Origin of the sequence: Paenibacillus sp. GCM10012306 (genome assembly GCF_042649265.1) — a bacterium.
Taxonomy (GTDB): Bacteria; Bacillota; Bacilli; order Paenibacillales; family Paenibacillaceae; genus Paenibacillus_AQ.
On record NZ_JBHRYW010000004.1, the window covers coordinates 371,300 to 395,749 of the forward strand.

The window sequence follows — 24,450 nt, forward strand, 5'->3', positions numbered from 1 at the left end:
CCCTGAGCTGAGTTAAGGCTCTCGATGCGAGCTTTACTGTGGTAAAGCTTTTAGGAGGAATGGAAGTGAACACTTTTCTATTGGAAATTGTCACGCCGGATCGTCTAGTCTACTCAAAACAGGTGAACAGCCTGACTGTACGTGGGGTAGAAGGCGAATTGGGTATTTTGCCCGGACACATTCCGCTTGTAACTCCACTTCAGGTTGCTCCGCTGTCCGTTAAGGCGGACGGTGTTACGATCTCAATCGCCGTACACGGCGGTTTCGTTGAGGTGCACAAAGACAAGGTAACCGTGCTGGCTGAAAGTGCCGAGCTGCCTAAGGATATCGATGTTGAGCGCGCCGAGGCGGCTAAAGAACGGGCTCAGCGCCGTTTGCAGTCGCGTAGCAAGCAGGACGATATTGATCATCGCCGTGCGGAGTTGGCGCTGCAACGCGCCGTTACACGGATCAAAGTGTCCACCGGAAAAGGACAACAGTAATAGTATGGCGGTCAAGCTTAAGGGCTTGGCCGTCTTTTTGTATCTTTCAGCTGGACATTGAGTAAATTACTGGATTCTTTTTAAAACACGATTTAAGGCCTTATGGAGGTTGTGAAAGTGAACATCTAGTGATATTCTAGGATATTGGAGCTATATTGTTTAAAAATTTGTAAAAGTACTGGATTCTTTTCCCCTACGCAAGTATGATATAAGAGTCGATTTCCGAGTAAGGTTACACGGGGGGTAAACATGAATGAAATGTTGACCGCGGAGTTGTCTGGCGCAATCGGCCGCAGCGGATTGGTCTCAATGGTTGTATCATTGCTCTGCGTTGTATTATCTTGGTGGGCTTTGCAGAACCTTAAGCTCGATCTCATCATAAGATATCCCAAGAGCCCGCAAGGTAGGCTGCTGCACTTGCTGCTAGCCATTGTTCTGGGCCACTTCGTGGCCGGATTTCTGCTGGATTATCTGGGGTGGAGCTCGCAGATCCGCCATATGTTTTAAGACGTAAGGGTTTGGTTATAAGTTCGTAGGCCATAAGTTGCAGTAAGACATCGAATAATAATTTTTTATTATGTCAACACTGAATTTTAAGGGATGTACTCGAAAAACAGGATGAAATGACGGAAAATGCGATAATATGACAGTGGCACTTAAATTAAGATTAACATTTATTTTAAGAAATAATGGACGCGGAGGGAAACCGAAATGAGCAAATTTATCGTCCGCGGTGGCAACAGATTGACCGGGAGCGTGAAAGTTAGCGGCGCAAAAAATTCCGTACTACCGATCATAGCCGCCTCTTTATTGGCAGAAGAAGGAGTTAGCGTCATTGTGGACGCACCTCCGCTTGACGATGTAATGACGATTAGCAAAGTGCTGGAATCTCTGGGGGCAGGGGTTACATACCAGAACGATATTATTGAGGTGGATGCCAGAAGTATCTCCTCCTGTGAAGCACCTTATGAATGGGTACGCAAAATGCGGGCTTCTTTCCTAGTGATGGGGCCACTGTTGTCCCGATTGGGACGTACAAGAATTTCTTTGCCAGGCGGGTGTGCAATCGGTACTCGACCTATTGATCAGCATTTAAAAGGATTTGAGGCGCTTGGTGCAGAGATCAGTCTCGGCCAAGGCTACATTGAAGCGAAAAGTAACGGAAGGCTGCGTGGAGCCAAGATTTATCTGGATGTAGCCAGCGTAGGCGCGACCGAGAACATAATGATGGCGGCAGCTCTTGCGGAGGGTGTAACCGTAATTGAGAATGCGGCCAAAGAGCCAGAGATTGTTGACCTAGCCAATTACCTGAATGGTATGGGCGCTATCGTTCGGGGTGCCGGCACAGGTGTGATCCGTATTGAAGGCGTTGAGTCTCTGCATGGCGTGAAGCATCATGTTATTCCTGACCGTATCGAGGCAGGTACTTACATGGCTGCTGCAGCGATCACAGGCGGCGATGTATATGTGGAAGGTGCGATTGCTGACCACTTGGGACCTGTAATTGCGAAGATGGAAGAAATGGGCGTAACCATTATTCCTGACGAGAACGGTGTGCGCGTGATCAGCGACAAGCCGCTGAAGGCTGTTGATCTGAAGACACTGCCGTATCCTGGTTTCCCGACGGATATGCAGTCACAAATGATGGCGTTGCTACTTCGCTCTGAAGGCACCAGCGTAGTTACCGAGACTGTATTTGAGAACCGCTTTATGCATGTGGATGAATTCCATAATATGAATGCGGAGATCAAGATTGAAGGCCGCTCCGCGATCGTGACGGGCAATGCTCGCCTCGTAGGCGCCAAAGTTTGTGCCACCGATCTGCGTGCCGGAGCAGCACTGATTCTGGCAGGCCTTGTGGCTGAAGGAACTACAGAAGTATCCGGAACTCACCATATCGACCGTGGATATGTTCATTTGGCAGAGAAGCTGTCGGGACTTGGTGCGGATATCTGGCGTATTTCCATGGAAGACGCTGCTACCGAGAAGGAAGAAGCTTCTAAGTCTGAGACTTCCAAAAGCAAGAACGAAGAAGCGAAACCTCGTTTCCAAGTTCAACCGACCTGGGTATAATATCAATTCATTTGCAAAAGTAAGCCAAGTGGCGTTCCTGCCGCTTGGCTTTTTTGTTCAACTCTCTTTCTCTCATTTCCTGTTCTAGCAGTTGGCTGAGATTCATATCTATAAGAATCAGCCAGTGGAGCACAGGAAGGAGCCATAGAGATGAAAGATTCCCGTTATACCCGGCGCTGGAAGAATCGGCGCCTCTCTTTGCGGCGCACGGCGCCGTATGCGAAGCGCCTAGCGCCTGCCGCTTGGTTGGCAGCGCCACTCCTCGCGGCGCTGCTGCTGCCTCTGGCCGTGATCGGTCCCCGGCACGGCCAAGCCCCGCCCCCTGCACCGCCGCAGCATACAGCGGCTCCGGCGGTGCAGGCCCCAGCTGCGGAGGGCACCCCGCAGCCGCAAGTCTCTGTCTATTTGTCGCGCAGCGGACAAATAGAGACACTGCCGCTGGAAGAGTACGTCAGCGGCGTGGTGGCGGCCGAGATGCCGGCCGACTTTGAGCTTGAGGCGCTCAAAGCACAGGCCGTAGCGGCCCGCACCTTTATTGCCCGTCGCCTCGTAGCCGGCGACGTCAGCGGCGTGCCAGTGCCGGGCGCGAATGTCACCGACACGGTCAACCACCAGGCTTACGTTTCGTCCAAGAAACTGAAACAGGATTTTACACAGACGCAGCAGGAGAAGATCCATCGCGCAGTTCTGGAGACTCGTGGCGTGATTATGACGTATAACGGACAGCCGATCACAGCCTCCTTTTTTGCATCCAGTGGAGGTTATACGGAAAATTCGGAAGAGTATTGGAAGGGAGCGGTGCCCTATTTGCGCAGCGTAGCCAGTCCATGGGATAAAGAGATTACCCCCAATTATGCAGTAACCTCAGCGTTCACGGTTCAGGAGCTGATGTCCAAGCTGGGAGCGGGTAAGGGAGCTGTCCCGGTAATCAAAGATCTATCGGCGTCCGCCAAGGACGGAACCACTTCCCCGTCAGCGTTGCCGATGGAAGTGTTGTCTTTAACTACAGGGCACCGGATCAAGGAGATTTCTATCGGTGGGCAGGTGTTTACCGGCCGGGAAGTGCGGGAGAAGCTGGGGCTGCGGTCGAGCCAGTTCACCTGGAAGCGCAAGGGTGAACAGATTCTAATCACCACCTACGGTAATGGTCATGGTGTAGGTATGAGTCAGTGGGGAGCGAACGGGATGGCCAAGGAGGGCGGAACGGCTACGCAAATTCTCAAACACTATTACACGGGAATCACCTTCACGCAAGTCTCAACTCTTTTGAAAAAATAACTTGAAAGATACGTATAAAAGCAGATTGCCCGGTAACACTGGTTACTGAGGTGATAAACTATGAATGAACAAGACAAAAACAAAACAACCCATGATGAATCTCTCAAAAATAAGCAGGGAGATTCAGGTGCGAAGCCTTCTTCATGGAACAGACTGTTATCCAAGCGGTGGGTATTTCCGGCAGTCTACACGGCGGCAGCGGCAATTATACTAACCTTGGTGTGGGTCTATCAGGATGCGGGTACTAAACCGCTGACTCAGGACACCGCCGCCGTTGTCAACAAGGAAACTGGAGACGACCAAAGCATTCCAGCAAACGGAAATCCCGATTCCATGGAAGTAGTGGCTTCAGCAGAAGACATTGCCTGGCCGGTGAGCAACCCCGCTGAGATTGAAGTGGTCAAGCCGTATTATGACGAGAACGGGACTGAAGAAAATCACGTAGAAGCGATGGTGCAATATAACGACACCTTTACGCCTAATACGGGAATTGATATCGCCCGTGAAGACAACAAGCCATTTGATGTTAAGGCTGCACTGAGCGGTAAAGTGGAACGGGTGGAGAATCATCCGGTCAATGGTACGGTGGTTGAAATTACTTCAGCCGGTAACCTGAAGACAGTGTACCAAAGTCTGGGTGAAGCCAAAGTGAAGCAAGGTGACGAAGTCAAGCAAGGAGATATTCTTGCTTCAGCCGGACGCAATGAAGTCGAGAAAACGCTCGGCAATCATGTTCACTTTGAAGTGTACAAAGACGGCAAGCTTGTGAATCCTTCGGATTTGCTTCCAGAGCGCAAATAATTATTTTTTCGAAAGGCAGGGGGCGGATGCCCTCTGCTTTTTTTGTATACAGGACTTTATAAGTCCTACAGCGGCCTAGTAATCATTGCCTGCTTACACGGACAATCAAGAGCGAGCATGCCCTGATTTACGGTTGTCCACCAAATAAAATGAGCCTCCCACAGCTTGTCATGTCCTGAAAGCGCGAATATATAGGCCCGCCACTCATATAATGTACCAAACTATCCACAGTTGGGAGGCGGGAGCGTGCACGATTACATCAAGGAACGTACGATCAAAATTGGACGCTGCATCGTGGAAACAAGGCACACGGTCCGAACCATAGCCAAGGAATTTGGCGTTTCAAAGAGCACGGTGCACAAGGATTTGACGGAGCGTCTACCTGAGATCAACCCTGATCTGGCTGATCAGGTGAAGCACATTCTCGAATATCACAAATCCATCCGACATCTGCGGGGGGGAGAAGCCACAAAGATCAAATATAAAAAGACCACTGGAAAAAAGCGTGAGGTTGCTGTAGCGTCAAAGCCATAACATTTTCGGAATTTTAAGGAATATTTAATTTTAACGCATTGTATAAATCCCCTAAAGTATGGTATTTTTAAATTTGGTACTATATATGTTGAACTAAAGAAATAGATCTAATGACCTACTTCTTACGTAGGGTCGAAAATGGTCATATCATTCTTTGGTTTATATAATTTGCAGTTCATTCTAAAATAACACTTTGGGGGCTCTTTCATTATGCTTAGCAAGGATATCGGAATCGATCTCGGCACGGCCAATGTGCTCATTCATGTTAAAGGAAGGGGAGTCGTTCTGGATGAACCTTCTGTGGTCACGCTTGAAAGTGATACGAAGAAAGTCCTTGCGGTGGGAGAGCAGGCCCGGCGGATGGTAGGACGCACACCCGGGAATATCACGACGATCCGTCCACTTCGGGACGGGGTTATCGCCGATTTTGAAATTACGGAAATGATGCTGAAGTATTTCATCGACCGCGTGGGTGGCCGCAGTTGGTACGCACGGCCCCGCATTCTCATTTGCGCGCCTACGAATATTACTTCTGTTGAGCAGAAGTCTATTCGGGAAGCGGCGGAACGCAGTGGGGCCAAAGAAGTATTCATGGAAGAAGAGCCGAAGGCCGCAGCGATTGGTGCGGGAATGGATATTTATCAACCAAGTGGAAACATGGTCGTCGATATTGGCGGCGGAACGACGGATGTAGCCGTATTGTCCATGGGCGACGTCGTTACCGCCTCTTCGATTAAAGTTGCAGGGGACAAGTTCGACGATGCCATTTTAAAATATATTAAGCAAAAATATAAACTGTTGATCGGGGAGCGCACTGCCGAGGATATCAAGGTGTCTATCGGTACGGTACGTCCAAGCGGCATGCAGGCGGAGCTTGATATCCGCGGACGTGACATGGTCAGTGGACTGCCGCAGACCTTAACCATTTCCTCCAGTGAAGTGCAGGAAGCTCTGTGGGACCCGGTTTCTTCTATAGTTGCTGCTGCCAAATCGGTGCTTGAACGTACACCGCCTGAGCTGTCGGCAGATATTATCGATCGGGGTGTTGTCCTGACCGGAGGCGGTGCGATGCTGAACGGATTGGACGAGCTGCTGGCAGAACAATTGCACGTGCCTGTCTGGATTGCCGAAGATCCTATGCATTGCGTGGTTAAGGGAACGGGCATCATGCTGGACAATTTGGACAAGGTCGTTAAGAAAAAGTTCTAGGCAGCCGATAAAAAGGAATAGAAGAAGACCTAGGAAGGGGACATCCTTTAATGCTAAGAGGACTGTACACGGCTGCCGCCGGCATGGTTACGCAACAGCGCCGGCATGATACGGCAACGCAGAATATCGCCAACTTGAATACAACGGGGTACAAGCAGGTTGACAGTGTCAGCCATGCGTTTCCTGAAGCGCTGATTTCCGCCATGAATAATGGCGTGACGAAGCCGATCGGACGGATCAACACAGGTGTATTTGCAGAGCAATCCATTTCCCAATATTTGCAGGGTGATCTGATTGAGAGCGGCAAACCGGTCGATTTTGCACTGGACACGAATTTACAGGTCGTAGACCCCGTTACAGGCGAGAATATTACGTTTGACGGATCAGGCAAGTATACCAGTCCCCAGGGAGAGGTAATTTACCGCCCCCAAGCCTTTTTTACTGTACAGGATAATGACGGCAACAATTTATATACACGCAACGGAAGCTTCACGGTCACTCCGACAGGCAATGTACTTAGTGCAGGCGGGTTCAAGGTGCTGGATGATCAAGGCAACCCGCTGGTCTTGACAGAACCGCAGGACAACCTTAAAGTGGACGGGCAGGGGAATTTGCTGGATCCTGAGACAGGGCAGCCCTCGGGAACGAAGATTGGCATCAGTGTGATCACCAAGCCCCAGGAATTGGTGCGTGATGGTAACGGTGTATTTCATGCTGAGGATGTCAATACTGCGGGTATCCGGTTCGCGAATAATGAAGATAACCTGAAGGTTCGTCAGGGCTTTCTGGAGAACTCCAATGTGGATGCAACTCAGGTGACTGTAGATCTGAACGCGGCTTACCGGGCATATGAAGCGAATCAGAAGGTTATCCAGTTCTATGACAGCAGCCTGCAGAAGGCTGTTAATGAAGTTGGCAGGGTATAGGAGGGTTGATTCATGAATAACTCAACGATCAGTGCAGCGGTCTCCATGTCCAGTCTCCAGAAGCGTCTGGATATTATTGCTGATAACGTCGCAAATGTGGATACGGTTGGTTACAAAGCCAGAAAAGGCTCCTTTGAGGATGTATTAACCCGTGTACAACAGCAGTCGCCTGATTTTAATCAGCCGGGACGGAATACACCGCTTGGCTTCAACATGGGGTTTGGCGTGCGTTTATCCCAGGTGGCAAACGATTGGGAAGAAGGTCCCTTGAAGGAGACGGGGAAACCGACAGATCTGGCTCTTCAAGGAAACGGAGTATTTGGTATTCAGGTGAACGGAGATACGGTATATACACGCTTGGGTGATTTTCATTTTACCCCGGATATCAATAATGCGGCGAACATGCTACTAGTGGACAATCAGGGTCATTCTGTATTAGACACACAGGGAAATCCGCTTACGGTGTCTGCTAACGTTATTGCAGCGATTGACGAGACAGGACGAGTGCTTACCAAGCAGCGGGAAGATGGTCCTGTGACGGAGGGCCCGCGAATCATGATTGCTGAGCCGCGGAGCAAGGACGCACTGCAAGCTATCGATGGCAGCTATTATAAATTAGCAGATGGCATCACAGCACAGCAGGCTTTTGTGGAGCCGGCAGCAAATGGGGCATCGGCCGTTGGGGTGCGCTCCGGCTGGCTGGAGCAATCCAATGTGGACCTCAGCAAGGAAATGACTGAACTGATGCAGATTCAGCGCACGTACCAGCTGGCTGCCCGGGCCCTGACCTCCAGTGACCAGATGCTTGGCCTGGCCAATAACATGCGTGGGTAGGTGAAGTAATGAGTCGTCAGAATCACGATAAGCAGGAAGAAGATCGTACACCGGTGAAGAAGCGGGGCGTGCGGAAGTGGACCATTATCCAGTGGTTTCTGATTCCATTGCTGCTGGTGGCTGCCCTTGCAGGCGGCCTGGTTGCCGGGTATGTTGTACTAGGTAAAAAAGAATTCAGCGATGTGCTGCAGTGGAGCACATGGAAGCATGTCTATGATCTGGTTTTTGCTCCCTGACCGGGGCACTCACGGGAACTCCCTTGTTGACAAGGGAGTTTTCTTTTTTATACTGAAAAATGTATAATGATGGGGGACTAAGTCGACAAAAAGGGCCCTCTCCGCCAGGCTGCCGCGTACGGTGGAGAAAGCCCCTTATCTGAACCTCCACTTCTGCAGGTGGTGAAGGATAATATAGTTTTTGCCGAAGCAGACTGAGTTTATGCAGTCTGGCTTAAGAAAGTATGACTTAAGTGCAAAGCTGTAGCAGCAAGCTACTGTAAACACGCGGTACATCCGAAAGGAGTTTTGTCATAATGTTGAATGTTAATGAAATTCAAGAAATTATCCCCCACCGGCCTCCATTTCTGCTGGTGGACAAAATTACCGAAATAGAAATGGGCAAACGTGCAGTTGGCATCAAAAATGTAACGGTGAATGAACCTTTCTTTGCAGGTCATTTTCCCGGATATCCTGTTATGCCAGGTGTGCTGATCACCGAGGCGCTGGCTCAAGTGGGCGCAGTGGCAATCTTGGGTGTTGAAGCTAATCGTGGCAAGATCGGCTTTTTGGCCGGGCTTGACGGCTTCCGCTTCCGCGGTCAGGTGGTTCCAGGTGATACCCTGGTGCTTGAGGTGGAAATTACCCGCTTGAAGGGAAGTATTGGCAAGGGACAGGCCACAGCAAAAGTGGACGGCAAGGTTGTTGCATCCGGAGAAATCATGTTTGCATTGAATTGATACCCTATAAATGATATATGGACAAGGAGAGATTCATATGACCCAATTAAGCCCGAAAGCTGCAGAAACGCTAGAACACTGGTTACAAGACCCTTCGGTGGACGAATCTACTAAGGCGGAGCTGCGTGCGCTGGAGAATGACCCACAGGAGCTTGAGGAACGTTTCTACAGAGATCTGGAATTTGGTACTGGCGGTCTGCGCGGCGTTATTGGTGCAGGTAGTAATCGGATTAACCGTTACACAGTAGGCAGAGCGACTCAAGGCTTCGCTGAGTATATCTTGGAGCAGCACACTGGAGAAGGCCGTCCTTCTGTCGTGATCGCTCATGATTCCCGCCATTTCTCGCCGGAGTTTTCCCTTGAGACTGCACTTGTGCTGGCAGGCAACGGGATTGAAGCCTACTTATATCCTTCACTGCGTTCTACTCCACAGCTGTCTTTCAGTGTTCGCTACTTGAAAGCAACCGGCGGTGTAGTGATTACGGCGAGTCATAACCCTCCTGAATATAATGGCTATAAGGTATATAATTCTGAAGGCGGACAGCTCGTCCCGCATGAAGCGGAGAAGGTCATTTCCTACATAATGGGGGTAGATTCCTTCGATGCCGTAAAACGTATTTCTCAAGAAGAGGCCGAGAGTCAGGGATTACTGCATTGGCTGGGTGAGAAGGAAGACGAGGCATTCACCGATACCGTCGCTGCGGTTAGTGTAGCGCGTGAGGAGATTGCAGCGAAGCTTGGCCGTGATTTCAAAATCGTATACACGCCGCTGCATGGTACAGGTAACCATCCTGTTCGCCAGGTATTGGAGAAAATCGGATTCACGCAAGTGCATGTAGTGCCAGAGCAGGAGCAACCGGACGCCGAGTTCAGTACAGTGAAATCGCCGAATCCGGAGGAGCGCGAAGCCTTTACATTGGCAATCAAGCTGGGTGAAGAACTGAATGCCGATCTGCTGATCGGAACAGACCCTGACGCAGACCGCATGGGTGCTGTAGTGCGTGACAACGAAGGCAAGTTCGTCGTGCTGTCCGGCAACCAGTCCGGTGCACTTATGATTCACTATTATCTGAGCCGCCTGCAGGAGCAGGGCAAGCTTCCTAAGAATGGTGCAGTGGTCAAAACCGTTGTAACGAGTGAAATGGGAGCTGCTGTTGCCGCTCACTATGGCGCGACTATTTTCAATACATTAACAGGCTTCAAATATATTGGTGAAAAAATGACCCAGTTCGAAGCATCCGGCGAGTACACTTACCTGTTCGGCTATGAAGAAAGCTATGGATATCTGGCCGGCAACTATGCTCGCGACAAGGACGCAGTGCTGGCGGCTATGCTAATCGCTGAGGCTGGGGCTTACTATAAAGCACAAGGTAAAACATTGTACGATGTCCTTCAAGAGCTGTACGAGCAGTTTGGCTACTTCCTGGAAAGTCTGGAATCACGCACTTTGAAAGGGAAAGATGGCGTAGCACAAATCCAGGGAATTATGAGCGACTGGCGCAGCAACCCGCCGCAAGAAATTGCTGGCTCGGCTGTCAGTGAAATTCTCGATTTCTCTCTCGGTCTGAACGGACTGCCGAAGGAAAACGTTCTTAAATATATGCTGGCTGACGGTTCATGGTTCTGTCTGCGTCCTTCCGGCACAGAGCCAAAAATCAAAGTTTATTTTGCAGTGCGGGGTCAATCGCTGCAGAATGCTAAGGATAAGATAGCGGCTCTGTCCCAGCAGGTTATGGCTCGTGTCGATGGCAAATAGGAAATAAAACAAGAAATTGGATTTCTCCTGGTGATCAAAGCCCGGGTATAATGTGGTGAAGCGGGGGCTTGGGCCGGATAACAGGTGCTGTTATGCTTAAGCCTCCAGGATGCTTTGCCCGGTACGCCGGGCTTTTGATTTGTGAAGAAAGGTCTTTTAAGTGAAAGAGGAGGTACTTTGGTGCAGCAAAAATGGCAGCGATGGAATATATCTTCGAGAAAGTGGCTGTGGATAATAGTTGTGGTCGGCCTTGTAGCTGCCCTGCCTGTTGTTTACGATCGGCTGGTGACGGAGAAATCATCGAAGACGGTAGAATTGGTATTTGATTATCGGGATCTGGTGCAAGTCTCCAGCTACCGATCAAACCCGCAGGATTATATTTCGGAACAGCTGGATCGCCTGAAGGAAGCTGGCGTGCAAAGCATGGCTATCTATGAAAGTACGTTGGATGATTTTCGCCGGGCCCGTCGTTTGATGATGTGGGGGGCGGCAGATATCGCCAACCTGACGGATACGATTATCCCTGAAAATCAAAACTATACGTATGTTCTTTTTACAAGTGCAAAGAATCATGATGCGCTAGCACCTCTGCTACGTGACAAGTTCGCGGAACTGGGTATTGCTACAAGAGATTGGAGCTTCCGCGGTCAAGAAGGGCTCATTATCGAGACTCCGATTGAGAATGCTACGATGAAGCCTATTCAGCCGGACCCGATTACGCTGGATATGCTGCATGCCAAGGGATTCAACATCGTACCCCGGTTTGTAGATTCCTTACCGTACAATGAAGCATCCGTGAAAAAGATGCTGGACCATTATGCAGACCTTGGCGTAAAACGGATTCTTTTTGAAGGGGAATCTGTCAAAGGATTTAAGGATGACGAGGAATTGCATAGTCTCACAGCCTTCGCTAATCTTCTCAAGGAACGTGGGATTGGAATTGCAGCCATTGAGAATATAAAGAAACAGCAGAAGGGTTTCAATAAGCTTGCTTATATGCTCGATTACAATGTAACACGGCTGTATTCCCTGAGTGAGGCGGATTCCTCCCTAAAGCCCGATGTTATTGCGGATCGGTTCGCATTGGCTACCAAGGACCGCAATATTCGCATGCTGTATTTGAACACGATCGCCACAAGAGATACGTCCAAGGCTCAGATCTCGGATACGTTGGATAATCTGATTAAGAGCCTTAGCGAGCCTGGGGGCGCAGTCGACAAGATCAAGGATAATGGTTTTACGTTGGGACAAGCTACAGCGTTTGATGTTCAGCACTCGCCTTATCAGCGTTACTTCAAGCTGGTGGCAGTGGTTGGCGCCTTGGCATTGGTAGCTTTGATGGTCTCTTACTTTGTTCCATGGCTTACACTCCCTGTCTGGGTACTGGGGCTAATTGCAGGGGCGGGGCTGAGACTTTTGCGTCCTGAACTATTTGAGCAGGCCTTGGCGCTAGCGGCGGCTATTAGTGCGCCAACTGTAGCTACCGTGCTTGCCATCCGTAAAATCAATCAAATGGGACCTCCAGTTCGCAGCAGCGAAGCTGGAAGTAAATTAAGCAAGAATAGCAGCACCTTTGTTGTAATGAGTCCTCAGCGGCGTCTGACACACAGTCTGGTCTTATATGTGAAGACAGCGCTGATTTCTCTGAGTGCGGTGCCGTTCATGATAGCTTTGCTTAACAACATTACCTACAGCCTCGTCTTGAATCAGTTCCGCGGGGTTAGCTTGCTGCATGTTGCACCAATCGGACTCGTGGCGTTGTACGTGCTCCTATATCGGGGAGAGTTTGCCTTTAACAAAACAGGTAAGCTGCTGCGGACACCGATCACGCTATTATGGGTAATCGCAGCCGGAGTAATTGGAATTATCGGTATGTATTACTTGAGCCGTACCGGTAACAGCGGCAGTGTAACGCCGATCGAGAAGGTATTCCGTACATTCCTGGAGAACACTGTAGGTGTCCGTCCACGGAATAAGGAGTTTATGCTCGGGCACCCGTTGTTTATTCTAGGGGCATTCCTGGCCTTTAAATATCGGAATGCAGCCTTCGTGATGATTGTGGCTGTTATTGCACAGCTCTCAATGGTTGATACCTTTGCACACATCCATTCACCGGCTCTGATCTCGCTGATTCGTGGTCTGCTTGGTCTTGGACTCGGCTTGATCATTGGGATTATCGCTGTTGTTGTTTGGCAGATCGGGGAAAGGTGTTGGAAAAGATGGTCGCCACTCCTCAAACGATAGTCATTTCGGGTTATTACGGTTTCCAAAATAGCGGGGATGAAGCTGTTCTGCAATCCATTCTGAATGCATTGCAGAAGCAGTCGGCAGCCGCTGGAGTATCTATTGAACCTGTCGTTTTGTCGATTGATCCTGAGTGGACGACGGCCAATTATGGAGTGAAATCCGTACATCGGATGAAGCTGAAAGAGGTACGGAAGGCAATAGCGGAAAGCTCTGGCCTCATCAGTGGTGGCGGAAGTTTGCTCCAGGATGTGACTGGCAGTAAGACAATTCCTTATTACCTGGGCATTATCAAGCTTGCTCAGTGGATGGGGAAGCCGACCTTTATTTATGCCCAAGGCATTGGCCCGGTTAATCGCAAGTTGTTCCATCCTTTGATCAAATCGGTTTTTCGCAAATGTGCTTATATTTCTGTGCGGGACGAGCAGTCCCGCCAGCTTCTGCACAGTATGGGGCTTGGAGGGAAAACTGTTGAGGTTGTGCCAGACCCGGTTATGGGACTGTCTTTACCTAATGGACAAGACGGGAAGGCTGATGCCGTAACGACAGCAAAGCTTAACTTTGCTAATGCTAAGACGAACTCTGTCTACACTGAAGATGCCGATGTAGGAAACGATGTTTCTTTACCGGTAGTCGGAATATCGGTGCGTTACTGGGAAGCGAATCGTGCGGAGCTGAAGGCGATTGCGGATGGCTTGCTGAAGGTCGCTGAAAAAACACCGCTGCATTTCAAATTCCTGCCGTTCCACCATCCATCTGACAATGAAGCCTCCCGTTATGTCATGGATCAGCTTAAAGAAGCGGTATCGAAGGAAAGTAAAATCAGTATTTGTGAGGATGCGCTCCATCCATTGCAAATGTTGCGTGAGGTTGAAGAGTGTGATGTGTTGCTCGGAATGCGGCTGCACAGCCTAATCTACGCAGCAGGCAGACGTGTGCCGCTGATTGGTATCTCCTATGATCCCAAGATCGATCATTTTCTGAATAGAATCAATTGCCAGCCTGTGGGCGCAACGGCTACGCTGGATAGCGAAAAGTTGGCTGCCCAGGTTCTTGAGCTTTTAAAGAATGGAAGCGTCTGGAGGACGGAACGGGAGTCGCTTATTGCTTCTTTGGTCAGTGATGCTGAGTCGCCGGCTCGGCATATTGCAGAATATTTACACCGCAAAGGGTGATATAGAGTGAAAGCAGATAGTGTGATACCTACAGTCCCTATTTTCGGTATTCGGGTATCCAAAGTAGACATGACCGCAACGGTCTCCTATTTGACTGAGGTTGTGCATACCCGCAAGCCGCATCAGGTTATTACCGCCAATCCAATTATGGTTATGGCAGCATTGGATGATCCGGCCTATATGAAGATCATGCAATCAGCTGAATTGGTTGTGCCTGATGGTACAGGCGTGGTATGGGCAGCTAATTATTGTCATCAGCCTGTAGCTGAGCGTGTCGCGGGTTTTGACTTGTTACATGAATTGCTACATGCTGGGGAAAAATATAACTGGAAAGTATATCTTCTGGGATCAACTCCTGAAGTAATTCAGGAGACTGCAACCCGGTTGAAATCGAAATTTCCGGGAATTGTCATCGTGGGTTACCGTGATGGATTCTTTGGCCTCGCCGAAGACGACGGCGTTATTGCTGACATTGTCGAAGCCGCTCCGGACATGTTGTTTGTCGCCCGTGGCGCAGACAGTCAGGAACCTTGGATTGCCAAGTACAAATCAAGGCTAGCCGTTCCGATCATGATGGGAGTTGGGGGAAGCTTTGACGTCATTTCCGGTAAAAGCCGCCGAGCGCCGGTGGCTTTCCAGAAGATGCGTATCGAGTGGCTATACCGTCTGCTCAAAGAGCCTACCCGTTACAAAAGAATGCTTGCCCTGCCGAAATTCGCAATAAAAGTGGTGCGTGAGAAAGATAAAGTAACAAAAGTGGAGTAAAATGATGATTTTCGCCGATAAAGTAGGATAATTAGCCTAGAAACGGAATTGGAATTCTTTTTTGGAACAGCGTATAATTCAATGCGGTAGAGAAATGGGGGTTGACTGATCAAATGTTAATCATATACATCGCCGGATTTATCGTGTGTATGGGCCTAGCGTTGTTACTGACACCGCTCGTGAAGAAGTTGGCCATCAAAATTGGTGCAACGGATGTACCGAATGCCCGTAAAGTGCATACGAAGATTATGCCTCGCCTTGGCGGGTTAGGTATTTTTCTGGCGTTTGTGGTAGGCTTGCTTGCCGTATCACCGTTCATACCGTATGAATTTACTACGCGGGAGGCCAACTTCATCAAAGCATTGCTGAGTGGCGGCGGACTGATCGTTCTTCTTGGAGGATTGGATGACCGTTTTGAACTATCGGCAAAGGTGAAGCTACTGGGCCAGATTGCCGCAGCCTGTATCGTTGTATTCGGCTTCGGAATTACTGTTGACTTTGTAAACATTCCTTTTAATAATACGTATTCCTCATTGGAAAGCTGGATTGCTATTCCGCTGACCATTTTCTGGATTGTAGGGGTAACCAATGCCGTGAATCTGATTGATGGATTGGACGGGCTCGCAGCTGGTGTATCCGGAATTGCGATAGCTACCATTGCTGCAATGGCTTTTATTATGGGTAATATTATGGTTGCACTGCTGTGCCTGCTGCTCCTAGGTAGTATTGTTGGTTTCCTGTTCTTTAATTTCCATCCGGCTAAGATTTTTATGGGAGATACGGGTTCCTTGTTCCTGGGCTTCAGCCTGGCGCTTCTGGCCCTGCTTGGATTTAAGCAGATTGCTGTCGTCTCGTTCATTACCCCGCTATTGATCATCGGAGTGCCACTATCGGATACCTTCTTCGCCATTGTGCGGCGGAAGCTGCAGAAGAAGCCGATCTTCGCTCCAGACAAAGGCCATCTGCATCACTGCTTGCGTGAACTTGGGTTCAGCCATCGCCAGACGGTGATGATCATCTACGGTATTGCCACGTTCTTCGGAATTCTGGCAGTTATCCAGTCTTCCGCAGCTCTGTATGAGGCGAATTGGGTTACCTTCGTCGTCATCTGTATTATGTTGTTCTTCCTGCAGATCGGCGCTGAAATCATCGGGTTGGTGGGTAAGACCAAACGTCCGCTGCTTACTATGCTAGCCCGTTTGCGGTTAAAGGTAACACAAGAACGAGGATCGAAAATGTAATCAATACTGTGATAGCTCGTCTAAATATACAGTACCGTTAAAGCCCGTCCATTTCAGGATGGGCTTTTTACATAAACGCAATGGAGAATCATTTTATCTACTTATTGAGCCATTTTCCTTCAATTTAACCTCAGTAGGACCGATAAAATAAGTAATATCATCAAAAGGGAGAGATTAATGACATGCAGCGCATGAGAAAGACATTGGTATGGATGCTTCTGTCAGCTTTGCTAGTATCCTTGTTCCCAGTGGGACTTGCGAATACTGCTTTTGCAGCAGATCCTGTCCTTAAGCCTACAAGCTACTTTACGCCAGATGATACGGTGTTGCGGAATACAGTTGATTTGACGATGTTATCTGGTGCAAAACAAATTTCTAGAACGAATGTATTACAAGTAACAGATTCCAATTTGTTAGTTACAGGTACTTTCACCAAGGTGACCGGCTCGACGCTGGGCGCTAACGTTCAACTTTTGAATTGGGATCAGCAAAATAATAAATGGGTTGACGATGCGACTCATGTGATGCCAGGTGTCGTTCAGATCGACAACGAAAGTCCTGACAATCGCTTTAAGGCTAATGTAACGTTGTATCCGGGGATCAACCGGATTACATTTACCGGCTCACAAGGAAACAATGACCGTTCGGAATCATTTTATGTATTATTTGATAAGGTTCCTTATGTAGAGAAGCTTCAGGTTCTCGGAGGATCGGACAAGCTCGACTTGAATGAGGGCGCTCAGTTGGTAGTGGCCACCAAGGAGATCACTCTGGAAGGAAAGGCGCAGAACGCTTCCAAGATAACCGTGTCCATCAATGGTGGAAGTCCTCTCGGTACTTCACTTCTTCAAGATGGGACTTTCTTCTCCCAACGCATGGAGCTTAATCCTGGAGTGAATAATTTAAAATTAGTGGTACAAAATGGTTCGGATACTTTAACATTTCAGTACAGCATTTTTTATTTTGATGATAAGAGTCCGATAGTTGCCTTGTATCTGGGGGATTCAAACGACCATGTTCAGGATTTACTGAGCAAGGACCAGCCCGTCTTCGTTGAAGATAACGACACAGCCAAATTGTTTGTTCAGATGATGGTACAGGATGCGGGTAACGCTTTTCAAACTAATGGGGTAGTTAAACTTAACGACACCACGCTTTCACCAAATTTTGGTGGTGGAATAGAAATTGACAGCAGTGGGAAGCTGACTTTGACACAAGGCTCTGAGATCTTGGTCCCGGCTCCGAAGAAGGATTCACCTTCTTACCGTCTTGTCACTTTCAGTGTTCCGCTAACCCTGAAGAAGGATACAGCGACGCCACCTAATCGATTGCAGGATCAAGTTCATAGCCTTTCAATTGCTTACGGAACTAAAACCGTAAATCGTTCTGTTGATTTTCAGTATATGAAGGGCAAAACCGTTATTACAGATCTGAGGCTTTTGCCCGGATATAATGGAACTGGAGTGGTACCTCCAGGTGTACCTTTAAACGGTTCAAAGGTCAGCTCAGGTGAGTTTTATATTTTGGTAAAAACGAATAGCAAACCTAGCGACGAAACACTGGAAGCAAGCTATTTACCACTGTCCACCAAAGCACTGAATCCAGTGAAACTTATTGCGAAGTCTGACACAGAGTATATCTATAAAATAAGTGATTTTCAAAATGGTAATCAGACGGTTCGTTTTAATTTAAAAGGTTCCAGCGCCTATAAGGATGCCACGATTTCCTTTGCATCCAAGAACTACATCTATGTAGCTAATCTTGCGGATGGTCAGACCTATAACATTAATTCAGAAGCGAGTAAAACCTTTAAAGTAGAAGGACAGTATATTGACTTCGATAATCTGAAAAGTGATTACTTTGTTGCTGAGGCATTTGTTAACGGAATAAAAGTTGGGTCTACTAAAGACGCCGCTACTAAAGATTGGATCAATAAAGAAACTGGGAAATTTAGTATTACACTGACAGTTGATGCTGCAAAAGGTCCATTAGTATATGGAGAAAATAAAATTACCTTTACCGGGACGGGTGTTGACACTCAGGGGCAAACCCGGGAAGTACGTAAGGAACTACGAATCTACATTGTAGATGAGAATGTTTCTACTATTAGTAAATTTCAACCTGCGGTAGGTGTGGGAAGACCTGATTTCCCGGTCAGAGATTTCTTATCAACAGACCAGGCGATTTCCAAGCTGTTTAATTTGACGCCTGATTTTATTTTCAAAGACAATAAATATGATACTAGCCTGAAAACGTATGACCTGGTGCTAAGAGGAAGCGGCGCAGTGAAGATGAATCTAAATATGGGGACTAAGAATATCCTTTCTGTAGACCTCCCTGCAACCCGAAGCGATTCGGATAAAGAAACCGTTCAGTTTGCTGACAAGACATATACCTATAATTTTGCTGGCAGCCAGAGAGACTTTATTATGCGTATTCAGGATCTCACCAATGACGCACCAGGAACCTATGTATACACACTGGAGCTCATTAATAGTACAGGCGCTAAAACAAGCCAACGTCTGGAGATCGTAAGGGGCGTGAGCGCATATCGTATTCTTTCGCCACAGCCTTCTGTCGGCACTCAATATATCGTGAACAAGAACTTCGTTCATTTTGATATCGAGGCTGAAGGTGCAACGGACATCATTATTGATAAGGAATCTGCTGTGAAACGTCCTGATCTCGGGACTAACAGATTTGTACTGGATTATGTAGGCCTCAAGCAAGACAAATCGAACAAGATCAAAATTCAGATTGTCCGTGGTAGTGCAACGAGTACAGATACCATTGACATCTACTACACAGGTACAGTAGGTGTAGACGCGCAGTATATGGCTCCTAAAGTAGCAGACAAATATAGTGTGTTTAACAAAGGACTGGAGCTATCTTTCCCTAAGGGCACAGTCATGCAGAGTACAGATACGCGAAACTTAACCAAGTTTTATCCTGATACCAAGCTTCGGTTCGGGATTGCCGAGCCGAACACAGGCATCGTCGAACGGAGAAATGATTATGGCAACGTAATCGGGTTCCCGCAAAACTTTGAGGACAGCGGAATTCCAATATGGAAAATACCGGACGAGTTCACCCTTCGCTTCAGTTCTACTTTCAAAACCAATAACTTTGGACGTATTTCTGATGTTTACTGGATCAGTGGAGGATTAGGTGAGCTTGGGACGACCTCGACTGCAGGGCACATTCCTGCAACAAACGGCTTAGCTCCATATTCTGTGGACGGATTGTTCGGTGACCCGCAGATTCCGCTTGAGCGCCGAATTACCCCTTCTAAACGGGGAACATTGACTTTGGCTTATGACCCTAATGTGGTAGAAGAAGCAGGGAATATTGTTACGGTATTTAAATATAACGACAAACGGGAATGGGAGAACATTGGCGGAACCGTTGACGCCAAGAAACATACCATTAGTGTTCCGTTTGACGAGTTTGGCTACTACATGGTTATGAAGATGAATCGTGGCTATAATGATGTAACTAATCACCAATGGGCCCGTAATATTCTAAATGCCTTGTATGCCAAAGGTTTTATGAATAACCTTCGCTTCGAGCAATTTGGTACGGATGATCAGACAACAAGAGGAGAGTTCGCAACCCTTCTGGTTAAAGGCATGAACCTTCCGCTCAATTATGATGATAAGAAGACCTATGCCGACCTAGTTCCTGGTGCCAGCTCTATTACCTGGGACTACGCACACATTGAGACTGCTGCAAGGGCAGGAATTGTTACTGGACTTACAGACGGTGTGTTTGGACCGGATCAGCCGATTACAAGAGAACAGGCAGCTGTAATGATCGCCAGAGCGCTGAAACTAAAATTGCCTGCTAATGATCAAAAGTTAAAAGATGCTGTAGCGAAATCATTTATCGACTCCGGGAAAATCGATTCATACGCCTTGCCGGCCATTCAGGCGGTATCGGCGGCTAAAATTATGAACGGGGCAGCAGTGAATACACCTGGACAGAAGAAGGCTACGTTCAACTTCAATCCTAAATCCAACATGACAAGAGCAGAAGCAGGTAAAATCCTGGTTGAATTATTGAAGAAGAGCAGCAATATCTTCCCTAAAAACCTAAGTTAGATAAAAATAGGCTTTGAACTTATACGTGTTCTTAGCAGGGCTAAATGCATAATTTCAATGCGGAGGGTTGAGTACTCACCCTCCGTTTTATTGTTTACTCCTATCGTGGCCTAACTTTCTATTCAAATAGAAATTAGGTATAATGAGCTTACGGGATTTTCAATTCATTAAATCTGAAACAAATCAGAGGTAGCTACATATAATTCTTGCGAAAATTGTTCACGTCATTTTTTATTACCAATTACAATTCTTTGTAATCTGCTCCCATTTACGTTACAATAACGTAGAAAATATTATTTTCTGAAAGGTGAAAGCCATCGATGAAACCGATTTTATCAAAAGCTCAACTGGATTACATGAAAGCCAAGAATATGTTTGAGAATAGAGCAAAGGTATTGGAGAAGGAAATTGCAGCTAAGCGCTCACTTCAGGAGATTACCCAGGAGATTATGGAAGAGTTAGTACAGGCTACTGGCTTCCATGATGCATACAACGACCTTGTAATTGCTGAGAACGCACTGATTGAATGGTCTCACTCTACAATTAAACATGAGAAGAGTTACCGTGAGAACCGTGTAGCCATTGATGCCATGTATGATAATGTAAATTCTAGCCCAGAGAAACGCCAAGAGCTCATTCAGCTCTCTATGAAGATTCGATAAGCTTATGCATAGAACAGGGCGCTTATGCGCTATAGGGTGTCTAGCCAGTCCACAGTGACTTTGTTAGGCACCCTATTTGTTACCCATCAGATTTTTTTCTGCAATAAATGGAGGAGATTCAGACAGTTTGTCTTAACAAATATTGCTTAATGACGCCTTGGAACTCGCTATGCTATACTATTTTCCGTACCCACCCATCATTAGCAATAGTTAGTAATACATACATTTGTAGCTTCTATTGGGGCGGAGCCGGAAAGAAATTTCGAAATTATTTTTTAGAAACCGCAACTTTTCCAAACCTGCTGCGTTTAAGGTGTAGAGTCACTTACACAGAGCACCAAAGACAGTGTTCAATTTATAAAGCAATTTATCCAAATGGAAAAATTAGCTTTACGTGACTTGAGGCACATTGTATAATACTTAGGTAGAATTAGGAATCTAGTATTATCATGCCTTTAATTTGTTTACCAGTTTCTGTGATACCCGTCACAGACATTATTTATACTTAATTGCTCAACTCGGGAAAGGGGGTGCATCGGCTAATGAGTGACATGAGCTACCCTACTAAAGAAAATTCTCAGTTCATGAACGTCCAAGGAGGAGAAAAAAAGGTTATGAAGAAAATTTTATCCGTAGCATTATCTACAGCAATGGCATTCTCGATGTTTGCCTCTGTAGCGTTTGGTGACGCAGCAGCAACAACTCCGCAACAAAAATTCGATGCTTTGGCAGCAAAAGGTATCCTTAACGGATTCCCAGATGGTAAAGCTCACCTTGAAAATGATCTGACTCGCGCTGAGTTCGCTAAGATCGTTACTAAATTGTTTGACCTGCCTGAAGTGACTAACAAATTGTCTTACAAAGACAAAGGTTACACTGCAACTAACTGGGCAGTTCCTTACATCGAAGCTGTTACTGCAGCTAACCTGATGGAAGGTAAAGATACTGTTAAAGGTATCTTCGACTACAACGGTAAAGTAACTGTTGAAGAAGTAGCGACTGTATTGTTCCGTGCGTTGAAACTGGAAGCTCCAGCTACAACTGACAACAATGCATCTGCATGGGCTAAAGGTTATGTTCAAGCAATCATCGACAAAGGTTTGATTGCTAAAAACATTGCCTTCAAAGCTAACGCTACTCGTTCTTTGGTAGTAGAAGCAGCTTACGCAGTTGACCAACTGAGCAGCACTCCAGTATTGACTGTTGCTTCTGCGGAAGCGATCAGCCCAACTAAAGTGGTTGTAACGTTCTCTGACAAAACAACTACAACTGTTGAACTGACAACTGCACTTGTTGCAGGTGCTGAAACTTCAATCACTTTCAAACATCAAGATAAAGAGTACACTACTAAAGTAACTTTGCAAGCTCCTAAAGTTATTGACGTAGAAGCTCCAAACGCTAAGCAATTGGTTGTTAAATTCAACCGTGCTGTTGATACTGACACTATTGCTGAAGACGGTAAAGTGATCAAAGATGTAGTTCAAGTAACTGCATTGAGCGGTGCTCCTGCTGTGACTACTACTGGCGCTGAAGTATCTTTCAACGCTGATAACACAGAAGCTAAAATCACTGTTCCTAACCTTGAGTACCTGAAAGGTCAATACACAGTTGTTGTTAGCGACGCTGTTAAGACAACTTCCGGCGAAAAAGTTGCTGCTTTCACTAAATTGTTGACTGTTGCTGATACAACTGCACCTACAGTAGCTACTATCAATGCAGTTGCTAAAACAACTACAAACAAAGTATATGTGAAATTCAGCGAGCCTGTTAAACCAGCTGGTATCATTGCTTATGTGAATGGTCAAGCTGCAACAGTACAAAGAGATACTTATGACACATTCGTATTGACTACTGCTAACCTGACTAGCGGTACTACTTACGATGTATCCCTGAACAACGTAACTGACTTCGCAGGTAACGTTGCTAATCCTAACCCAATTAAAACTTCTGTAACAGTTGTTTCCGATGTTGCTGCGCCTGTAATTAAGAGTGTAACACCAATTGGTGACCGTTATGTTGAAGTTAAGTTTGATAAGAAAGTGAACAAAGATTCCCTGGTGGGTAATGTTCGTTTGCTTGATGCTAACGGTGATAGCAGAGGTGTGTTCACAGTCGTGACTACATCTGATAGCGACACTATCAAATTGAGATCGCCACTGGGCAGCCTGCCACAAAGCGGAACTTTCACTGGTTCCATCGTGTTCGGTCAATCCGTACGTGATACTCTTGGTAACACTTTGAGTGCTGCTGCTACTCAAGCTATCACATTCACTAAGGACACAACTGCTCCAGGCGTAGTAAGTGCTACTTACTCCGCTAAAGGCTTGGTTATCAAGTTCAGCAAAGAAGTAGTTCTTGATACTGCCGCCACTAACAATAAAGCAATCACAATCGTTAATGAAGCAACAGGTCAAGTATCTGCTACACTTTATGTGAAAGATGGTTCCTTGTCTTCTGACAAGAAAACATTGACTTACGCAGCTGCCCTTGGTGGTGCTGATTACACAGTACGCTTGCCACAAGGCTTGGTAACTGATGATTCCTTCGCGAACAATGCTTTTGTTGCTACAACAGTTGCGTTGAAAGTAGGATCTACTGTTACTAACGATACTGAAAGACCTGAAGTTAAGAGCATCGTTGCTCATAACAACTTCGCAGTAGAAGGCGGTGTTGTAGTAACTGGTGATGTATACTATGATATTACAGTTACAGATAATGAAGCATTGAATGTTCAATCGCTTAGAGATGTTAACAGCTATACTCTAGATGATAAAGCACTGCCTGTTGGAACTCTTGTAACAATTGAAAAAGTAGGCAAAGATAATGATCCAAAAGCGCCTAAAGAAGCTGTTGTAAGAGTAACAATCCCAGCAAGCACTTTCGCTAAAACTCAAGAATACAAATTTACAGCATTCGGTATCGCCGATAAAGCTGGAAACGGAATTCTTGTTGCTGAGAACAAAACAGTTCTGACTGACCGCGTGAAACCAACTCTTGCTTCTGCAGCAGTTTCTAGTGGAGATAAGACAGTTCTGGTAGTTGCATTCTCCGAAGATGTTAAAGAAATCCGTAATGAAGATCTTATCTTCAAAATTAACGATGTTGAAGTTGCTCCACATGTCTTGGTAGCTGGAACTCCTACAGTTGCAACTACAGTACGTGCTGGTGCAGGTTCTGATGCTGGTAAATTCTACTTCTCATTCAAAAACATTGATGGCACTAATGGTCTCCAAGACCTTAATGCTAACAACATCAATACAGTTACTGTGGAAGTAAGAAAATCTACCACAACTCCAGTGAAATTCGATAATGCAATTAAAGATATTGCTGGCAACGCAGTTGTAACTGGTACTGTTGTATCCGCTAAGTAATCTCCGATTACTGAAGCAAAGCATAGCCTCTTCGGAGGCTATGC

At 46.9% G+C, this 24,450-nt stretch carries 19 protein-coding genes; all 19 read left to right on the plus strand.

The window, feature by feature from the left end:
* The first annotated feature begins 65 nt into the window (after positions 1-65).
* The 19 genes from ACFORK_RS12435 (at position 66) to ACFORK_RS12525 (ending at position 24,406) form a co-directional block, all read left to right on the plus strand.
* Positions 66-482: a F0F1 ATP synthase subunit epsilon gene (locus ACFORK_RS12435; RefSeq protein ID WP_379199214.1), complete on the plus strand. Its 417-nt coding sequence runs from the start codon at positions 66-68 to the stop codon at positions 480-482.
* A gap of 249 nt (positions 483-731) precedes the next feature.
* Positions 732-989 (plus strand): DUF1146 family protein, encoded by a 258-nt coding sequence (locus ACFORK_RS12440; protein ID WP_379199216.1) that lies wholly within the window; start codon positions 732-734, stop codon positions 987-989.
* A gap of 204 nt (positions 990-1,193) precedes the next feature.
* Positions 1,194-2,555, plus strand: a complete 1,362-nt coding sequence (gene murA, locus ACFORK_RS12445; RefSeq protein WP_379199218.1) for a UDP-N-acetylglucosamine 1-carboxyvinyltransferase — start codon at positions 1,194-1,196, stop codon at positions 2,553-2,555.
* 150 nt (positions 2,556-2,705) lie between these two features.
* A complete protein-coding gene (gene spoIID / locus ACFORK_RS12450) occupies positions 2,706-3,833 on the plus strand; it encodes a stage II sporulation protein D (protein WP_379199220.1) in 1,128 nt (375 codons plus the stop codon).
* 60 nt (positions 3,834-3,893) lie between these two features.
* Positions 3,894-4,634 carry a peptidoglycan DD-metalloendopeptidase family protein gene (locus ACFORK_RS12455; protein WP_379199222.1) on the plus strand — a complete coding sequence of 247 codons (741 nt, stop codon included), beginning with the start codon at positions 3,894-3,896 and terminating at the stop codon, positions 4,632-4,634.
* A 246-nt stretch (positions 4,635-4,880) separates the two neighbouring features.
* Complete coding sequence (spoIIID, locus tag ACFORK_RS12460; RefSeq protein WP_019915029.1) at positions 4,881-5,168, plus strand: sporulation transcriptional regulator SpoIIID; 288 nt, start codon at positions 4,881-4,883, stop codon at positions 5,166-5,168.
* 210 nt (positions 5,169-5,378) lie between these two features.
* On the plus strand, positions 5,379-6,377 hold the full coding sequence (gene mreB / locus ACFORK_RS12465) for a rod shape-determining protein (protein ID WP_379199224.1): 999 nt from the start codon (positions 5,379-5,381) through the stop codon (positions 6,375-6,377).
* Positions 6,378-6,427: 50 nt separating this feature from the next.
* On the plus strand, positions 6,428-7,303 hold the full coding sequence (locus ACFORK_RS12470; protein ID WP_379199226.1) for a flagellar hook-basal body protein: 876 nt from the start codon (positions 6,428-6,430) through the stop codon (positions 7,301-7,303).
* Between the two features lie 12 nt (positions 7,304-7,315).
* Entirely contained in the window at positions 7,316-8,137 is an 822-nt protein-coding gene (locus ACFORK_RS12475) for a flagellar hook-basal body protein (RefSeq protein WP_379199228.1), read from the plus strand.
* Positions 8,138-8,145: 8 nt separating this feature from the next.
* The gene (locus tag ACFORK_RS12480; protein WP_379199230.1) at positions 8,146-8,373 is read left to right on the plus strand and encodes a DNA-directed RNA polymerase subunit beta; all 228 of its coding nucleotides are present in this window, start codon (positions 8,146-8,148) and stop codon (positions 8,371-8,373) included.
* A 296-nt stretch (positions 8,374-8,669) separates the two neighbouring features.
* A complete protein-coding gene (gene fabZ / locus ACFORK_RS12485) occupies positions 8,670-9,092 on the plus strand; it encodes a 3-hydroxyacyl-ACP dehydratase FabZ (protein WP_379199232.1) in 423 nt (140 codons plus the stop codon).
* A 37-nt stretch (positions 9,093-9,129) separates the two neighbouring features.
* Complete coding sequence (locus ACFORK_RS12490) at positions 9,130-10,848, plus strand: phospho-sugar mutase (RefSeq protein WP_379199234.1); 1,719 nt, start codon at positions 9,130-9,132, stop codon at positions 10,846-10,848.
* Positions 10,849-11,028: 180 nt separating this feature from the next.
* On the plus strand, positions 11,029-13,092 hold the full coding sequence (locus ACFORK_RS12495) for a DUF5693 family protein (protein ID WP_379199236.1): 2,064 nt from the start codon (positions 11,029-11,031) through the stop codon (positions 13,090-13,092).
* Positions 13,068-14,267: a polysaccharide pyruvyl transferase CsaB gene (gene csaB / locus ACFORK_RS12500; protein WP_379199238.1), complete on the plus strand. Its 1,200-nt coding sequence runs from the start codon at positions 13,068-13,070 to the stop codon at positions 14,265-14,267. Before ACFORK_RS12495 ends, csaB begins: the two co-directional genes overlap by 25 nt.
* Before the next feature lie 6 nt (positions 14,268-14,273).
* On the plus strand, positions 14,274-15,032 hold the full coding sequence (locus ACFORK_RS12505; RefSeq protein WP_379199240.1) for a WecB/TagA/CpsF family glycosyltransferase: 759 nt from the start codon (positions 14,274-14,276) through the stop codon (positions 15,030-15,032).
* A 113-nt stretch (positions 15,033-15,145) separates the two neighbouring features.
* Positions 15,146-16,273 carry a glycosyltransferase family 4 protein gene (locus ACFORK_RS12510; RefSeq protein WP_379199242.1) on the plus strand — a complete coding sequence of 376 codons (1,128 nt, stop codon included), beginning with the start codon at positions 15,146-15,148 and terminating at the stop codon, positions 16,271-16,273.
* Positions 16,274-16,464: 191 nt separating this feature from the next.
* Positions 16,465-20,373 (plus strand): S-layer homology domain-containing protein, encoded by a 3,909-nt coding sequence (locus tag ACFORK_RS12515; protein WP_379199244.1) that lies wholly within the window; start codon positions 16,465-16,467, stop codon positions 20,371-20,373.
* Positions 20,374-20,693: 320 nt separating this feature from the next.
* Positions 20,694-21,035: a hypothetical protein gene (locus tag ACFORK_RS12520; RefSeq protein WP_379199246.1), complete on the plus strand. Its 342-nt coding sequence runs from the start codon at positions 20,694-20,696 to the stop codon at positions 21,033-21,035.
* A gap of 542 nt (positions 21,036-21,577) precedes the next feature.
* Positions 21,578-24,406, plus strand: a complete 2,829-nt coding sequence (locus ACFORK_RS12525) for an Ig-like domain-containing domain (protein WP_379199248.1) — start codon at positions 21,578-21,580, stop codon at positions 24,404-24,406.
* Positions 24,407-24,450: the final 44 nt, after the last annotated feature.

Coding starts and splice junctions, on each gene's coding strand:
- ACFORK_RS12440 (WP_379199216.1), top strand. CDS start 732: ATGAATGAAATGTTGACCGCGGAGTTGTCTGGCGCAATCGGCCGCAGC.
- murA (WP_379199218.1), top strand. CDS start 1,194: ATGAGCAAATTTATCGTCCGCGGTGGCAACAGATTGACCGGGAGCGTG.
- spoIID (WP_379199220.1), top strand. CDS start 2,706: ATGAAAGATTCCCGTTATACCCGGCGCTGGAAGAATCGGCGCCTCTCT.
- ACFORK_RS12455 (WP_379199222.1), top strand. CDS start 3,894: ATGAATGAACAAGACAAAAACAAAACAACCCATGATGAATCTCTCAAA.
- mreB (WP_379199224.1), top strand. CDS start 5,379: ATGCTTAGCAAGGATATCGGAATCGATCTCGGCACGGCCAATGTGCTC.
- ACFORK_RS12470 (WP_379199226.1), top strand. CDS start 6,428: ATGCTAAGAGGACTGTACACGGCTGCCGCCGGCATGGTTACGCAACAG.
- ACFORK_RS12475 (WP_379199228.1), top strand. CDS start 7,316: ATGAATAACTCAACGATCAGTGCAGCGGTCTCCATGTCCAGTCTCCAG.
- ACFORK_RS12480 (WP_379199230.1), top strand. CDS start 8,146: ATGAGTCGTCAGAATCACGATAAGCAGGAAGAAGATCGTACACCGGTG.
- fabZ (WP_379199232.1), top strand. CDS start 8,670: ATGTTGAATGTTAATGAAATTCAAGAAATTATCCCCCACCGGCCTCCA.
- ACFORK_RS12490 (WP_379199234.1), top strand. CDS start 9,130: ATGACCCAATTAAGCCCGAAAGCTGCAGAAACGCTAGAACACTGGTTA.
- csaB (WP_379199238.1), top strand. CDS start 13,068: ATGGTCGCCACTCCTCAAACGATAGTCATTTCGGGTTATTACGGTTTC.
- ACFORK_RS12510 (WP_379199242.1), top strand. CDS start 15,146: ATGTTAATCATATACATCGCCGGATTTATCGTGTGTATGGGCCTAGCG.
- ACFORK_RS12515 (WP_379199244.1), top strand. CDS start 16,465: ATGAGAAAGACATTGGTATGGATGCTTCTGTCAGCTTTGCTAGTATCC.
- ACFORK_RS12520 (WP_379199246.1), top strand. CDS start 20,694: ATGAAACCGATTTTATCAAAAGCTCAACTGGATTACATGAAAGCCAAG.
- ACFORK_RS12525 (WP_379199248.1), top strand. CDS start 21,578: ATGAGTGACATGAGCTACCCTACTAAAGAAAATTCTCAGTTCATGAAC.